The organism is Phycisphaeraceae bacterium (genome assembly GCA_019454185.1).
In the GTDB taxonomy this organism is placed as follows: domain Bacteria; phylum Planctomycetota; class Phycisphaerae; order Phycisphaerales; family UBA1924; genus JAHBWV01.
On the sequence record CP075368.1, the window covers coordinates 1,513,593 to 1,529,465 of the forward strand.

The following is a 15,873-nucleotide window of genomic DNA, read 5'->3' on the forward strand; positions in this document are numbered from 1 at the left end:
CTCTGCTAGAGCAACCACGCTCGGGCGCCCTCGCTCGGCGTGACGATGAAGGACCGGGGCGCGATGCCGAACCGGTCCTTTGTCGTTCTTTCGACTCGCTCGATGCACGCATCGATGGCGTGGGGCTCGACGAGGGCGACGGCGGAGCCGCCGAAGCCGCCCCCGGTCATGCGGCAGCCGAGGACTCCCGACGTGCCGCTCGATCCGTCGATCGCCGCTTCAACGATCGCATCGAGTTCGGGGCAGGACACGCGGTAGTTGTCGCGGAGTGAAGCGTGGGAGGCGAGCATGAGCGGGCCGAGCACGGCACGATCGCGTGCGGCAAGGGCGGTCACGAACGAGGTGACGCGTGCGTTCTCGGTCGCCACATGGCGAGCATAGCGAGTGAGCTCGTCACCGAGTGCTTCAGTATGGCTCGCGATGAGGACGAGCGACGCATCGCGGAGCGCTCGGACTCCGAGGATTCGAGCGGCCTCGGCGCAGCCATCTGCGCGGCGTTTGTACTCGCCCGAGACCAGAGCGTGCTTCACTGTCGAGTCGATCACGAGCACTCGGGCATCGCCGAGCGTACCAAGCGAGATCGGGGTGGTCTGTTCATCACGGCAATCGATCAGGAGTGCGTGATTCTGCCGAGCGACCGCGGAAACAAGTTGGTCCATGATGCCGCACGGGACGCCTGCATAGCCCCGCTCAGCGGCTCTGGCGACCCGTGCGAGGGCGGTCGGATCGAGATCGAGACCGCAGAGCTCCGAGATGATCGTTGCGAGTGAGACCTCGAATGCCGCACTGCTTGAGAGACCTGCGCCCAAGGGCACATCCCCCGCTACTGCGATGTCGAGGGACGGGAGAGGACGAGCGGCGAGATCGCGGATGCTCGCGATGACACCTGCGGCGTAAGCAGACCAGCCCCGGCCACGCCATGAGGATCCGGGACCGATGCTGTTCGCATCAAAGGTAAAGAGCGATTGCTCGTTCTCCGACCATATGCGGATCTTCGCGGAATCGGCGGGAGAGGGAACTGAAGCGACACGTCCCACGCAGTTGCAGCCCCGGTCGATCGCCATGGGCAGAACAAGCCCTTCTGAATAGTCGGTGTGCTCGCCGATCAGATTAACCCGGCCGGGCGCGCGGGCGGCGTGCGAGGGCGTGCCTCCAAAGCATCGGGAGTACGCGGCGACTGCGGTCGAGAACGTGTCTTCACCCATACTACGGAGGATATCGCGGAGCAAACTCGGCCAGTAAACGCTACAGTGCTTTCATGGCGAACTGCATACGAACTTCATGTGCCGCTTGGCCTTTCATGGCCGCGTGGCTCGTCGTGATCTGTACCTCATTCTCACCAATAGCCTGGGGAAGAGCGGAGCCCAGCGGGCGTCCTCTGGTTGAGTACATCGTGGAGATCTCGAAGCCGCAGACGCAGACGATCGTCATCACGATGGTGCTGCGCGGCGGGCGCGAAGTCTGGGGGAACGAGCTCGACGTCGCGATGCCGGTGTGGCGTCCGGGCCGTTACCAGATTCTGGATTTGGCGGGCGGGATTCAAGCCATCGAAGCGACCGACGGGAATGGAACGTCCCTTTCCATGCGGAAGTATGACCGAGCGACCTGGCGCGTTGCCAGCGCAGACGCGACAGAGGTTCATGTTCGCTATCGGCTGTACTGCAATTCGCTCGGGGACCGAACACGACACGTCGATGCCACGCACGCCTTTCTATCGGGGTCGGCGGTCTTTCTCTACTGCCCGAAGATGCGTCACATGCCGCTCAAGGTGACGGTGCATGCACCGGAACATTGGCGGGTGGCATGCGGGCTTCGAAGCGTCGAGGGCGAGCCACGCGTGCTGCTGGCGCCGGACTATGACGTGCTGGTGGATTCGCCGATCGAGATCGGCGAGATTGAGGTCATGTCTTTCGAGAGCGACGGGAAACCCCACGAGATCGCGATCTGGGCACAAGGTGCGGGGGGCGTGTCATACGACCCTGAGCGACTCAAGGATGATTTCAAGAAGATCGTTGATGAGTGCATCGCGATCTTCGGCGATACTCCGTATGAGCGGTACGTCTTCCTGATTCACATCGCACCCGGCGCGGGAGGCGGCACGGAGCACCTGAATAGCACGATCATGCAGGCGAGTCCCGCTGTTTTCGACTCTGCAAGGTCATACCGAGGATTCCTCGGCCTGACCGCGCACGAGTTCTTTCACACGTGGAATGTCAAGCAGCTACGACCCGAGGGACTCGTTCCGTATGACTACCAGCGTGAGAACTACACAGACCTGCTGTGGGTTGCGGAGGGAACGACCTCGTACTACGACGATCTGATTCCGGCACGCGTCGGACAGATCAAAGAGAGCGACTACCTCGAGATTCTGAATGGCCAGATCGGCACGTACATCGATACGCCGGGATCACGTGTGCAATCGCTCGAGATGTCTTCATTCGATTCGTGGATCAAGTTCAACAGGCCGTCGCCGGATGCGCCGAACTCGACCGTGAATTTCTACACGGTCGGCGCGGTTGCGAGCTTTGTGCTGGACATGGAGATCCGACGCCGCACCGACAACACGCAGGATCTGGACGAGATGATGCGGGAGATGTACCGCCGCTACCCGTTGTCGAACGGCGGCTTTTCGAGCGCGGACATGGTCGCGCTGATCGAGGAGCGGACTGGGCTGGAGTGGCAGCCGTGGTTTGATGCGCACATCTTCGGTACTGAGGCGATGGACATTTCTGGCGCTCTCGCAGTCGTTGGATTGGAACAGATGCACGAGCCGCCCAAGCCGGACACGGAGACTCCTAAGCCCGTACGCGTGCGTGAGATGAGGCCGTATGTGGGTATCCGAGTGGCTGATGCCTCCGGCATGGCCAGGGTCTCGAACGTCCTGACAGACGGCCCGGCGTTCGATGCCGGCATTATTCCCGGGGATGAGATCATCGCGATCAACGGCGTGCGGGTGAGGGCGTCGGACTTCGATTCACGGGTCGATCTTCTCGAACTCGGCACAGAAGCCAGAATCTCGCTGCTTCGCCGCGATGAGCTGATGGAGTTCAGGATCACGCCCGGAGAGAGGCCTGTAGGCACCCGCAAGATCAAGAAGGTCAAAGACCCATCCGACGCACAACAGGCGGCGTTCAACGCTTGGCTGAAGAAGCCAACGATATCGAAGAACGACACAGAGGAGACTGGCGCCGTGCCTGGCGCGAAGGAATCGGAGTGAACGCGATGCGTCAGATCGATCGGATCGTCAATGCGCGGCTGCGGGGGCGCGAGGGCCTCTTCGATATCGCGTTGGATGGCGCAGCGATATCTGACATCACTGCTTCAAATGGCGGCAGGAAAGAGCGTGCAGACGATGTGGAGGGCGGGGTAATCGATGCCTCGGGCGGCATCGTTTGTCCGTCATTCGTGGATCCACACCTGCACCTGGATCTGGCCTATTCGCTCGATATGGTGCCCGAGAACCGATCCGGCACGCTTGTGGAGGCGATCGGGCTCTGGTCGGAAGCGAAGCGAGCGGTCACGGCCGAGAATGTCCGCGATCGGGCCATCCGGGCGATCAACCAGGAAGTCTCTTTCGGCACGGGTTTCATCCGCACGCACGTGGATGTTGCGACAAACGCGGGCCTTCGACTTGTTGAGGGTGTTCTGGCTGCTCGAGAGGCGACAAAGCACTTGTGCGAGATCGAGATCGTTGTCTTTCCGCAGGACGGCATCCTGAGAGATCCGGGTGCTCGCGAGCAGATGGCTGCGGCTATGCGCATGGGGTGCGACGCGATCGGGGGCATCGCGCACAACGAGCGTACAACAACAGATTCTCGCCGGCACTGCGAGATCCTGTTCGAGTTGGCGAAGGAGTTTGATGCGCCGATCGACTGCCACATCGACGAGACAGACGCTCCGGAGTCGCGATGCGTGGAGGAGCTCGCGGCGTTGACGCTCGCGAATCCGGGATGGGCAGGACGAGTCACCGCTTCGCATGTGTGCTCGCTGGCGTCGCACTCCGACGTCCATGCGGCCAAGGTTATCTCGATGATCGCAGATGCGGGCATGCACGTCGTCTGCAACCTGTGCGTCAATATGCATCTGCAGGGGCGGTTTGACCGGTACCCGAAGCGGCGCGGCATGACCCGGGTTTCGGAGCTTCGGACGAGTGGGGTGACCGTCGGCGCTGGACAGGATTGCATCAAGGATCCGTTCTATCCGCTCGGAACGGGGCAGATGCTCGACATCGCGCACATGCTGGTCCATGTAGACCACCTCTCGCTGCCCAATGACATCGAGTACGCGTTCGATTGCGTAGGCGCGAATGCGGCACGGATCATGGGAATATCCGGCTACGGCGTCTCACCCGGCTGTGGTGCGAATCTTGTGGTGTTGCCTGTGGAGTCAGCTGCGGAAGCGGTCAGGACCAGGCCTCGCCCTCTCGCTGTGCTGAGGAACGGCTACGAAGTCGCAGCGTCCGACCCTGCGTAGCCCTATCGTGCAAGCAATACGCGTCCACGAATCGCTGATCGTGTGGCTCTTGCCAATAGCCAGACGATCGCGAGTATGCTGAGCGTGATCAATGTGAGACGAAGAATTCCGGCAACGGGGAGCGAGATCCCGAGACCTGTCAGCACCAGCACATACGCCGCGATACATGCCGGGCACTTGGGAACGAGCGCCAAGACGGCCAGTGGCAGCGCCCACACGAGAGCTGCGAAGAATCGAGACGGCAAGGAGCGTTGCTCCGGACCGGGTACCGATGATTCAGCGGCGGGTTCATTGGTCACGCTCTTCTCTGAACAGTCGCAACGGCCACACATCACGACCTCGCTTCAAAGAGATGGGCCGGTGATCCCCGGACGCTCCGCCCACGGATCGACGAAAGCCGATCCGTCGTATCGGTCATGGTGCCGAAGCCATCCCATGCCTCCCCCCTCTGCCTCATCGCGCCCCTTGGGTGTGATATCGATGTAGCGGTATGCTGTAAGGAAGTCCTCAAGTCCGCGCGCGAAGGTTGAGTAGGTGTGGTAGATGCTGCCGCGTGAGTCCTTCGTAAAGACCGAGACGCCCGGGAGCTCGCGAATCGGGTATGGCCTGGCGTTGTAGTTGTACAGACTGGTCGGATCGGCGAGTTCGCTGTCGGTGAAGGAGACACCGAAGTCTCGCCCGAAGCCGTTTCTCGCCTCGGAAACCCAGGGAAAGGACCATCCCATGCGTACGCGGAACGCTTCGATCATGTCGATCGGCGCCTTCGACACTGTGATGAATGAGATGTCTCTGTGTGCAAGGTGCACGACGATGCCGTTGTAGTGGTCGGCGACGAAAGAGCAGGACTTGCACCCTTGCGACCACGTCGGATCGAACATGAAGTGGTAGACGATGAGCTGCGACCTCGCACCAAACAGATCCGCGAGCGAGAGTCTGCTGCCCCATTCGGGTGTCGCGTCAAAGACGTACTGCTTATCCACTCGTACCCACGGCATCGATCGAACCCGAGCGGCGACCTTGTCGCGTCGGCGTGTCAGTTCCTTCTCTTCGGCAAGGAGTAACAGACGCTCCCGGAGCCACTCGTCACGCGACACCACCCGCTGGGACTTGAAACCGCTATCGGTGCTTGAAGAGGAATCGGCCTGCATCTGGTATCGCCTCCGGCTGCGCGATGATCGCACGAGCAGCGTCGGGCAGACTATATATTCTTGTTATGGCATATGTCAAGCCGCGGCTCTTCCCTTCACTGCACTGCGCTGATCGTGGCGATTTACCCCCCCATGCGCTTGATCATGCCCGTCGTGCTCTTGCCTTCGACAAGGTCGATCAGGACGACGCTCCCGCCCCAGGATTCCACATCGGAGCCCCCCACCACTTTGTCCTTGGTGTAGTCAGCGCCCTTCACGAGGATGTCTGGCTTGAGCCGCTTTATGAGGTCGATAGGCGTGTCTTCATCGAAGACGACAACGGCCCCGACACACCCGAGGCCACCGAGCACTCGGGCACGATCCTCCTCGGAATTGACCGGCCTTGCCGCCCCCTTCAGTCGCTTGACCGAGGCATCGCTGTTCAGCCCGACAATGAGAAAGTCACCATGCGTCGCGGCTTTGTCGAGCAGATCGACGTGGCCCGCGTGGAGCAGGTCGAAGCATCCGTTCGTAAAGACGATCTTCTGCCCGGATGCCCGTCTCGCCCGCACCTCGATCTCTGCCTGCTCGATGGTTCGGAGTTTGCCGCGTGTACGTGCGGCCTGCTCCAGGACCGCGTGGTGTACGCGCTCGATGGGAATGGGCTCTACGCCGAAGATCTCGACCTCAAGCCCTGCCGCTGCGTTCGCGAAGCGGACCGCATCGCTCCATGTGGAGCCGTTTGCGCGTGCCGCGGCCAGCCCCGCAAGAAACATATCGCCAGCGCCAGTGACGTCGTAGACCTTCCTCGCCACGGTAGGTATGGAAACGGGGTCGCCATCCCTCTCAAGGAGAAGGGCCCCGTGGCGATCGAGCGTCAGGACAACAGCGTCTAACTCGACGGCAGAAAGCAGCGTTCGGGCAAGGGTTGCGTTGTGCGCCACGTCTGCCTCGCCGTCTGTTCGCTGGCCGGTCGCGACCTCGGCCTCGGTCCGGTTCGGTGTGATCACCGTCGCGCCACGGTAACGCGAATAGGAGTCGAGCCGGGCAGGATCAACGAAGACGGGCTTTCCGAGACGCCGCGCCATCTCGATCACGCCCTGGCAGACTTGTTCTGTGCAGACTCCCTTGGCGTAATCCTCGATGCAGATAACCTCGGCCCAATCGAGCGAGTCTCGCACACGGGCGAGCAGTGACTCTGCGGCTGCCGCGGACAAGGGGTCTCGCGACTCAAAGTCCACGCGGAACATTTTCTGCGGATGCCTGGCCTGAGCAAGCCCGATGAGATTCTGCTTGACCGTTGTCGGCCGAGACGAGTCGGCGACGAGTCCGGACGCGTCGATACCTCGTTCGACAAGGGCATGCCTGAGGATGTCGCCGTGCTGGTCTGTGCCGATCACGCCGCACGCGCGGACAGTGCCTCGGAGAGCCGCGAGATCGAGGCAGACATTGGCCGCACCACCGGGGTTGCTCGTCTGTCGTCTCACATGGAGGATCGGTACAGGGGCATCGGCCGAGAGCCGCTCGGCATCGCCATAGAGGTGCTGGTCCAGCATGAAGTCGCCGACAACGAGTGCGTTGAAGGGCTTCCAGCGGTCGAGGTGCCCGAGCAGAAGATCCATGCGGGGTGATGTTAGGGACCACAAGCCCTCAGACGCCGCCCGCGACTTTCTCGGCCTCATCGATCGAGGTATGTCCCTCGCAGACCAGGCGATAGGCGGATTGCGCGAGGGTGGTGAAGTGTCCCGCCTCGATCGCCTTGCGCATGGCCTGTACGCCGGGTGCCTTGAGAACGATGTCCCTGAGTTCCGTGTTGAAATCCAGAAGCTCGAAGATGGCCCTTCGCCCCTTGAAGCCGGTCTTCAGGCACCTTGCGCACCCGACCGCGTGGAACGGCTTGGCGCCCTGGATATGCCCCTTTCCCATTCGGGTGATCTGGCCGGGCGTGAGGGGCACCGGCGTCTTGCAGTTGTCGCAGAGGACTCGCAACAGACGCTGAGCGAGGACAAGATCGAGCGCGTTTGCGACGAGATAGGGTTCGACGCCGAGATCGAGCAGCCGGAAGACGGCGGAGATCGTTTCCTTCGCGTGTACCGTGGAGAAGACGACGTGCCCGGTCATGGCCGCCTGCATCGCTGTGCGTGCCGTTTCTTCATCGCGGATCTCTCCGACGTAGATCACGTCAGGATCTTGCCGGAGCACGGAACGCAGCAACCCGTTGAACGAGTTGCCCCGATGCTCATCGATCGGGATCTGCGTGACGCCGTCGAGCCGGTACTCGACCGGATCCTCGATTGTCACGACGTTTCTGGTGTTGCGATCGATCTCTCGGATCGCGTTGTAGAGCGTGGTCGTCTTACCCGATCCGGTCGGCCCGCAGACCAGGAGCAACCCCGCATCCTGCATGCACGTCCGCCGGATGCGATCGAGCATGTAGGGAGCCATGCCAAGTTCGGCGATGGAACGCGGCATGTCGCGCAGGTCCAGAATTCGCAGCACGAGCTTCTGACCATGGATGCTCGGCGTGAACGATGCCCGATAGTCCACGCGCCGATCCGGATAGCGTGCCGAGAACGCGCCGTCGATCACGGCATCTCGTCCGAGCGTCTTCATCAGACACGCGGCCTTGATCACGCCCTGAACCAACTCGCCGATCCTGTTCGGCAACTCGACGACCCAGGTCATCTGGCCGTCGATCCGCATGCGAACGTGGAACGTCTCTCCCTTCGGCTCAAGGTGAATATCCGTAGCCCGCGCCCGACCTGAGAGCGTGAGCAGCAGCCGAACGGCCTTCGGCCCGTCCGCCTCCCCGAGAACGATGTCCGACGGCTTCCCGTCTGCTGATACAACCTGGATCGTCTCTTCAACAGGGAGATCCGGCGCAAGGTTCTTCACCATCTCACGGAGCGTTCGCTCCCACGCCGCGCCAGACCCGTCGTGAGAATCGGCAGATGCTGCGGCCTCCATCGACTCAATTCGGAACTCGTGCGTTCCGACCTTCACGATGTCCCCGGAGACGATTGTCGCCACGTCTACCCGGTCGCCGTTGACCTTCGTCCCGTTCCGGGAACCAAGGTCCCGTACCCGTAACGCACCGCCGCTCTCGGGTTCGATCACGCAGTGAAAGCGACTCGCTCGCTCGTCCTTAAGGGGAAACGTGTTATCGGGATGCCTGCCGATCGAGATCGGTTCAGCCCCGAGCGGCACGGGACGCCCCCGGGTCGTGAGGGGGCGGATCTGGAGTGTGTTCGCGGCCGGTGTTGGCATGGGTGCTGTCGGGGTCTCTGAGAGCATCCGGCGGATCGCCGCACGCTCACTCTCTTTCGCCGTGGGCTTGGTCTTCTGGGATCGCTGCATGCCAGTGTATACGAATGCCCCGGCCGTGTTCAGCGGGTCCTGCAGTACCCTGGAGTGAAATTCCTAGATGCTCCTCCCCCCGTCTACCATGACCGACCCATGATCGACCTGAAGCAACTCCGTGAGAATCCCGCCCACTATGCCTTGGGTGCCAAGGCCAAGAACGTTCTCATCGACATCGAGAGGATCGTCGAACTCGACGCACGCAAACGTGCTCTTCAGTCCGAGTTCGAGAAGCTCCGGGCCGAGCAGAACCGCCTGGCCAAAGAGATCGGGCCGCAGATCGGGAAGCTCAAGGGGTCGCTCAAGGGCAAGCACGGAGCCGAGGCGGACGCGATCCAGAAAGAGATCGACGCTCTCTCCGCCAAGCCCGTTGCTCTGAAGTCGGCATCGCACGCGATCGAGGCAGAGATCACGGCTCTCGATCCCGAACTCCAGAACCTCCTGCTCCAGGTTCCGCTGCCGCCGGATCCAGATGTCCCTGTCGGCAAGGGCAGCGAGGACAACATCGAACTACAGCGTTGGAGCCCTCCGGGATTCGACCTGAGCAAGTCGTTCGAGGCGAATAGGGGCTTTAAGCCGCTGACGCACCTGCAACTGATCGAGAAGCACAACCTCGTGTCGTTCGAGCGGGGCGTCAAGCTCGCGGGCACACGCTCGTACATTCTCACGGGGGCGGGGATGCTCCTGCACAATGCGATCCTCCGCTACGCCTTCGACACGATGGTCCACTCACACGGCTTCACCCCGATGAGTGTCCCCGTGCTCGTCCGTGAGGAAGCGATGATCGGCACCGGATTCTTCCCCGCCGGACGCGAGCAGGCCTATCTCGTCGACGAGAAGAACCGAGGCGGCTCAAGCGACTCGTACCTGACCGGTACCGGCGAGGTCGGGCTCATGGGCCTGCACATGGATGAGATTCTCGACGAGGCCTCGCTCCCGCTGCGATACGTCACCGTCAGCACATGCTTCAGACGCGAGGCAGGGGCAGCGGGCAAGGACACCGCAGGCCTCTATCGCATCCACCAGTTCGATAAGGTCGAGCAGGTCGTCATCTGCCGCGCCGACGAGGCCGAGAGCCGCGAATGGCACAAGAAGATGATCGGATACGTCGAGCAACTCCTGCAATCCCTCGGGCTCCCCTACCGCCTTCTCCAGTGCTGCACAGGCGATCTCGGTGTGAAGAACGCGGACATGGTTGATATTGAGTCTTGGATGCCCGGCAGAGGCGACGCCTCCGACGGCACGCCCTCGGGCGAGTTCGGAGAGACGCACTCGGCGAGCCGTCTCTACGACTTTCAGTGCCGTCGCCTCAACATGCGGTATCGCCCCGGCGGCTCAGCAGGCAAGGGCGACACCGTTGTCTGCCACTCGCTGAACAACACCGTCGCCGCGAGCCCTCGCATCCTCATTCCTCTCCTCGAGATGTACCAGAACGCAGATGGTTCGATCACGATTCCGGATGTTCTTCGCCCCTACATGAACGGCATGGCACGCATCGGTTGAGCGATCGCCCGAGCGCCTCATGGAGGAGGCCGACATGACCAACCCCATGCGCATCGCGTTCTTCGGTTCCGGTGAGTTCGGGCTGCCGACGCTCCGCGCACTCGCCAGAGAGCACACACTCGCAGGGGTCGTCACACAGCCCGACAAACCCGCAGGCCGCGGCACCTCACTCACGCCGACACCGATCGGCGCGGCTGCTTCGGCGGAACTCCCCAATGTACCCCTGCTGAAGCCCACCAAATGCAACGCGCCCGAAGTCGTTGCAGAGATCAGGAACTGGAACGCCGACGCATGGGTTGTGATCGCTTTCGGGCAGAAACTTGGCGCGGGCCTTCTCGACGGCATCTTCGCTATCAACCTGCACGCCTCTATTCTGCCTCGTTGGCGCGGAGCGGCCCCGATCAACGCGGCGATCCTTGCAGGTGACACACACTCGGGAAACAGCGTCATCACCCTCGCGGAACGCATGGATGCGGGCGAGGTCCTCGCCTCGTCTCGATCGGAGATCGGCTCCGCCGAAACTGCCGGCGAACTCCACGACCGGCTCAGCGCGGAAGGTCCCGAACTCGTGCTTCGCGTGCTTCGTGACTTTCGGAGCGGAAGACTCTCCCGCAAAGTCCAGGACGAGTCGCTTGTCACACTCGCTCCCAAGCTCTCTCGCGCCGATGGATACGTGGACTTTGCTCAAGATGCCGCCGTGTGTGCCCGCCGGATCAACGGGCTCAGCCCATGGCCGGGAGTCACCATGACGCTCCTCGGCCCTGAGGGCAAACCCATTGAATCACTCAAGCTCTGCCGAGCGTTGGTGCAATCAGATGCTTCTCGCTCCGAATCACGAGTTGTGACGCCTGTTGACCGCTGCGCAGTCGAACCCGGGTTGATTCTCGATCCCGAAACTGGCGTGGTCGCCTGCGGCAGCGGGTCCACCGTGCGTCTGATCGACGTGCAGCCCGCGGGGAAGCGGATCATGGCCTGGCCCGACTTCGCCCGCGGGCGCCGTCTCTCAGGGGCCGAACGCCTCACTCGCTCCAACATGGGGGCCGGATGATGGGGCGCATGTTCGAGACGCTCTGGGATCTGCTTGGGCTGACACAACCAGAGAAGCAGCGCAGAAAGCCAGCGTCTCGTACGCGTTCTGATGCGTCCTCGCCAGTGTCCAGGCAAGCACCGGCACACAATCGCGCGAAGCGCGAGACGAAGCCCGCGCCGGTCTCACGACGCGACACGATGCAATCCAAGTACGACGCGATGGTCGAGGCCAAGCTCTCGCATTACGGCGTGCGCGTTCGAAAGTGGCGCACCAGTATGTCCGGTATCGCATGGCAGATCGAGTATCGGGACGGCCGAGTCTCACGCCTGATCGAGGCCCCGCGCCCCAAAGGACCGATGTCCGCGGCGGTCTTCCTCCACGAGATCGGACACCACGCCATCGGCTTCAACGTGTACAAGCCCCGCTGCCTCGAGGAGTACCACGCGTGGGCCTACGCCATTCGAGAGATGGAGGCTCATGGCCTCAACGTCACCGAGAGCGTCCGTCGGCGCATGCACAACTCGCTGAAGTACGCCGTGGACAAAGCCAAGCGGCGAGGACTGAAGGCGTTGCCCGCTGAGCTTGAGCCGTATCAGCAGAGATACTCGCCGCAAAGCTCCATCGTCATCACCCCTTGACCACATTCGGCCCGGGATGATCCCGCATCGCATCACGCGTGTCCACGATCAGCGTCGCGTGCTTGGCGACAAGCCCATAATCAACAGCCGCGTGGTTCGTCACGATCATGACACAATCCGCGTGCGCCAGCATCTCTGCCGTCAGGGGCACGCTCGCTAGATCCAGCGTGTAGTTCCGCATCGAGGGGAACCTGGCGACATGCGGGTCGTGATACGAGACCACGGCGCCACGTTCTTGGAGCAGCGTGATGATTTCTGCGGCCGGAGTCTCACGGATATCGTCGATATCGGGCTTGTACGCGATCCCAAGCACCAGCACCCTTGAGCCCTTAACGGGCTTGCCGCGATCGTTCAAGGCGCGAGACGCCCGCTCGACAACCAGCCGAGGCATGCTGGAGTTGATCTCTCCCGCGAGTTCGATGAACCGCGTGACATGGCCCGCCGCCCGCGCCTTCCATGAGAGGTAGTAGGGATCGATGGGGATGCAGTGCCCCCCGAGCCCCGGGCCGGGGTAGAAGGGGTGGAAACCGAACGGCTTGGTGGAAGCGGCCCTGACGACGGACCAGATGTCGATCCCCATGTCCGTCAGCACGGGTTTGAGCTCGTTGACGAGCGCGATGTTCACGGCCCGATAGATGTTCTCAAGCAGTTTCGCGCTCTCCGCAACCTCCGCGCTCTCGACCGCGATCACGCGTTCCACGGCTGATGAGTACAGCGCGACGCCGACTCTGGTGGAAACCTCGTCGATCCCGCCCACGAGGCGCGGGATCTGGTGTGTCTCCATGTCTTTCCGTCCGGGATCCTCTCGCTCAGGGCTGAAGACAAGGAAGAAGTCCCGCCCGCATCGAAGCCCGCCCCGTTCAAGAATCGTCTGGCAGATCTCCCGGGTTGTGCCGGGATACGACGTTGATTCCAGCGAGACGAGCATGCCCTTCTGCAGCACGCTAGCGACCATCTCGGTCGATCGCTCGACATATGAAAGATCCGGCTCGCGATGCTCTCCCAGCGGCGTGGGCACACACAGGACGATCGCATCGCACCCCGCAAGATCTCCGGGACGCGAGGTCGGCATGAATCGATCCGAGGACGCCAGGATCTGAACCAACTCGTCGCCGAGATGCTTCAGATACGCCTGACCCTGACGGAGCATCCGCACCTTTGACTCATCGATATCGAACCCGACCACCCGGTGCCCGGCGCCGTGCATCGCTCTCACAAGAGGCAGACCCACATACCCCAGCCCGACAATGCCCACCGTCGCCTGCTTCGCGCTGAAGCGGGCGATCAGCCGCTCCGCCTCTGGCATGCCCGCTTGCGTTTCCATCTGCTGTGGCTCCGGTGGTTCCCGCGATGCAGCTCAGACATCCGATCTAGAGTGTAATGCGGGGACGCTCTCGCGGTGCAACCAATTGGACCATGGGCCTGTCACTTAGTCCTGAAGGGAGTCGAGGATTCCCGCCCATCGTTCGGGCGGCTGGCCGAAGAACGACGAGCCCGCGACAAGGACATCGCACCCGGAATCCCGCACAAGGCGGGCGGTGCCCGGCCCGATTCCCCCGTCCATCTCAACCCGCATGCCCGTCCCGTACCGCTCGCGCACAGCGCGTGTCTTTTCGAGTGTCTTGGCAATAAACGCCTGCCCACCTCGGCCGGGGTTCACGGACATGACCAGCGTCAGATCGAACGCATCGGCCACCGGCCACAACCGATCCACGGGAGTCGGCGGATTGATCGCAATCCCGGCCGTCGTCCCCATCGCACGAACGGCGTCGGCCAGAGCGCGGAGCTCGCCGGGCGGCGCAACCTCCACGTGGAACGTGATATGGTCAGCACCCGCCTTCGCGAATGGCTCCACGAATCGCTCCGGATTCGTAACCATCAGATGGACATCGAGAAACACCTGCGGCAGTTCTGCTCGCAGCGCCCTGACCATGTCCGGCCCCATCGTGAGATTGTCAACAAAGTGCCCATCCATCACATCGACGTGCAACACCTTCGCACCCGCCCCGACCGCTCGCCCGCACCACTCAGCCATACGTCCGAAGTCCGCCGCGAGAATCGACGGAGCCGCCAGCGTGCTTCCCGACGAGCGCGTGAGGAGATTTGTGACAGAGCCACGCCCGAAGGCACCCGTTTGTCCCGATGATGGCGGCTGTGGAGGCATCGCTCAGAGCGTATCTCCACCGGAGAAGCCGGGCCGTTGGTCCGGAACCGATCCCTCGAAATCGCTAGGATGAGCGTGGATCACCCCCCCCCCCCCCCCCCGTGGGAGAAACGGAGAGCCGCGACATGCCAGCCACCATTGCACTACCTGCTGAACTTGTCTCACGCATCGATCGGGTCGGTCAATCCCACATCCTCGCGGCGTATGACCGACTCTCCGATGCCGAGCGTGCCTCGCTCCTTGCCCAGCTTCTGTCACTCAATCTTGAGGAGATCCCCTCGCTGATTGAGAACTATGTGATGCACAAGCCATCATTCACACTTCCGGCCGATCTCCAACCCGCACCGTACTTTCCGAATAACACCACGGGCTCGGCGCGTCCCTGGGATCAGGCGGGCGCCCGGGCGCGCGGACTTGAGCTCATCAATTCAGGGGCGGTCGCCTGTTTCACCGTCGCAGGCGGCCAGGGGACACGTCTGGGATACGACGGACCCAAGGGTTGCTATCCGGCGGGTGGCGTGAGCCGCAAGCCCCTCTTCCAGCTCTTTGCGGAGCAGATTGCCGCGTGGTCGAAGCGATCCGGGCACGTCATCCCGTGGTACATCATGACCAGCCCGCTCAATCATGACGCGACGGTCGCGTTCTTCACTCGTCACAACTCCTTCGGTCTTCCGGCTGAGAGCGTCATGTGCTTCCAGCAGGGTGTCATGCCCTCATTCGACATGACCACCGGGCGTGTGCTGATGTCCTCCCCCTCTGAGATTGCCACGAACCCGGATGGCCACGGCGGCTCCATCACCGCTCTGCACAAGTCTGGAGCGATCGCCGATATGAAACGGCGGGGCATCACCACGCTGTCTTACTTCCAGGTAGACAACGCCACTGTCCGCGTGATCGATCCGGTCTTCATCGGGCTCCACTCATCGCCCGCCGACTCTTCTGCAGAGATGTCGAGCAAGATGATCCCGAAGGCCTATCCCGAGGAGAAGCTTGGGCTTTTCTGCTCGTCCGGGGGGCGCACCGAGGTGATCGAATACTCCGACCTCCCGATGGACCTTCAACGTGAGAGGATGCCCGACGGTTCGCTGCGATTCCTCGCGGGTTCGATCGCTGTTCACGTCATGGGAGTTGCATTCATCGAACGGCTGGCAACCGATCCGGCATTCTCGCTCCCGTTTCACCGCGCAGAGAAGAAAGTCCCTTGCATCGATCCGGCCACCGGCGCGAGAATCGATCCTGTATCCCCGAACGGCATCAAACTCGAGCGGTTCGTGTTCGACGCGCTACCCCTCTGCCGTGCCTCGATTGTCTATGAGACGGATCGCATCGAGGAGTTTGCGCCGATCAAGAACGCGAGCGGTGTCGACAGCCCCGAGAGTTGCACGAAACTCCAGACGCTCAGAGCAACACGTTGGCTCAGATCGGTCGGAATCGATGTCCCGCTCAACGACGCCGGTGAGCCGGACTGCACGATCGAGATATCCGCAAGCACCGCGCTCGAACCCTCCGATTTGAGTTCGGCACGTCTCCCCACGAAGATTGCGCGCGGCACTTCGCTTGTACTCTGAACTCCCTTCG

At 62.3% G+C, this 15,873-nt stretch carries 12 protein-coding genes; 6 read left to right on the forward strand and 6 right to left on the reverse strand.

The window, feature by feature from the left end; all coding sequences use genetic code 11:
- Positions 1-5: 5 nt before the first annotated feature.
- Positions 6-1,205: a galactokinase gene (galK, locus tag KF838_06465; GenBank protein ID QYK49490.1), complete on the reverse strand. Its 1,200-nt coding sequence runs from the start codon at positions 1,203-1,205 to the stop codon at positions 6-8.
- Positions 1,206-1,393: 188 nt separating this feature from the next.
- Here galK and KF838_06470 point away from each other — a divergent pair, with 188 nt between their 5' ends.
- Positions 1,394-3,217: a M61 family metallopeptidase gene (locus tag KF838_06470; protein QYK49491.1), complete on the forward strand. Its 1,824-nt coding sequence runs from the start codon at positions 1,394-1,396 to the stop codon at positions 3,215-3,217.
- 5 nt (positions 3,218-3,222) lie between these two features.
- Complete coding sequence (locus KF838_06475; GenBank protein QYK49492.1) at positions 3,223-4,473, forward strand: amidohydrolase family protein; 1,251 nt, start codon at positions 3,223-3,225, stop codon at positions 4,471-4,473.
- A gap of 344 nt (positions 4,474-4,817) precedes the next feature.
- Here KF838_06475 and KF838_06480 read toward each other — a convergent pair whose 3' ends face one another.
- The 3 genes from KF838_06480 to tadA all read right to left on the reverse strand — a co-directional run bounded on the left by KF838_06480 (position 4,818) and on the right by tadA (position 8,957).
- Positions 4,818-5,621, reverse strand: a complete 804-nt coding sequence (locus KF838_06480) for a DUF899 domain-containing protein (GenBank protein ID QYK49493.1) — start codon at positions 5,619-5,621, stop codon at positions 4,818-4,820.
- A 122-nt stretch (positions 5,622-5,743) separates the two neighbouring features.
- On the reverse strand, positions 5,744-7,222 hold the full coding sequence (gene rfaE2, locus KF838_06485; GenBank protein QYK49494.1) for a D-glycero-beta-D-manno-heptose 1-phosphate adenylyltransferase: 1,479 nt from the start codon (positions 7,220-7,222) through the stop codon (positions 5,744-5,746).
- Between the two features lie 28 nt (positions 7,223-7,250).
- Positions 7,251-8,957, reverse strand: a complete 1,707-nt coding sequence (gene tadA, locus KF838_06490) for a Flp pilus assembly complex ATPase component TadA (GenBank protein QYK49495.1) — start codon at positions 8,955-8,957, stop codon at positions 7,251-7,253.
- A gap of 99 nt (positions 8,958-9,056) precedes the next feature.
- Between tadA and serS the strand changes: the two genes are divergently transcribed.
- The 3 genes from serS to KF838_06505 all read left to right on the forward strand — a co-directional run bounded on the left by serS (position 9,057) and on the right by KF838_06505 (position 12,131).
- Positions 9,057-10,463 (forward strand): serine--tRNA ligase, encoded by a 1,407-nt coding sequence (gene serS, locus KF838_06495; GenBank protein ID QYK49496.1) that lies wholly within the window; start codon positions 9,057-9,059, stop codon positions 10,461-10,463.
- A 34-nt stretch (positions 10,464-10,497) separates the two neighbouring features.
- Complete coding sequence (gene fmt / locus KF838_06500; protein ID QYK49497.1) at positions 10,498-11,511, forward strand: methionyl-tRNA formyltransferase; 1,014 nt, start codon at positions 10,498-10,500, stop codon at positions 11,509-11,511.
- 104 nt (positions 11,512-11,615) lie between these two features.
- Complete coding sequence (locus KF838_06505) at positions 11,616-12,131, forward strand: hypothetical protein (protein QYK49498.1); 516 nt, start codon at positions 11,616-11,618, stop codon at positions 12,129-12,131.
- On the opposite strand, the gene KF838_06510 is transcribed toward KF838_06505, so the two are convergent.
- Positions 12,121-13,437, reverse strand: a complete 1,317-nt coding sequence (locus KF838_06510) for a nucleotide sugar dehydrogenase (GenBank protein QYK49817.1) — start codon at positions 13,435-13,437, stop codon at positions 12,121-12,123. The genes KF838_06505 and KF838_06510 overlap by 11 nt on opposite strands.
- Before the next feature lie 123 nt (positions 13,438-13,560).
- Entirely contained in the window at positions 13,561-14,295 is a 735-nt protein-coding gene (gene rpe / locus KF838_06515; GenBank protein QYK49499.1) for a ribulose-phosphate 3-epimerase, read from the reverse strand.
- Positions 14,296-14,420: 125 nt separating this feature from the next.
- Between rpe and KF838_06520 the strand changes: the two genes are divergently transcribed.
- Complete coding sequence (locus KF838_06520; protein ID QYK49500.1) at positions 14,421-15,863, forward strand: UDPGP type 1 family protein; 1,443 nt, start codon at positions 14,421-14,423, stop codon at positions 15,861-15,863.
- Positions 15,864-15,873 lie beyond the last annotated feature (10 nt).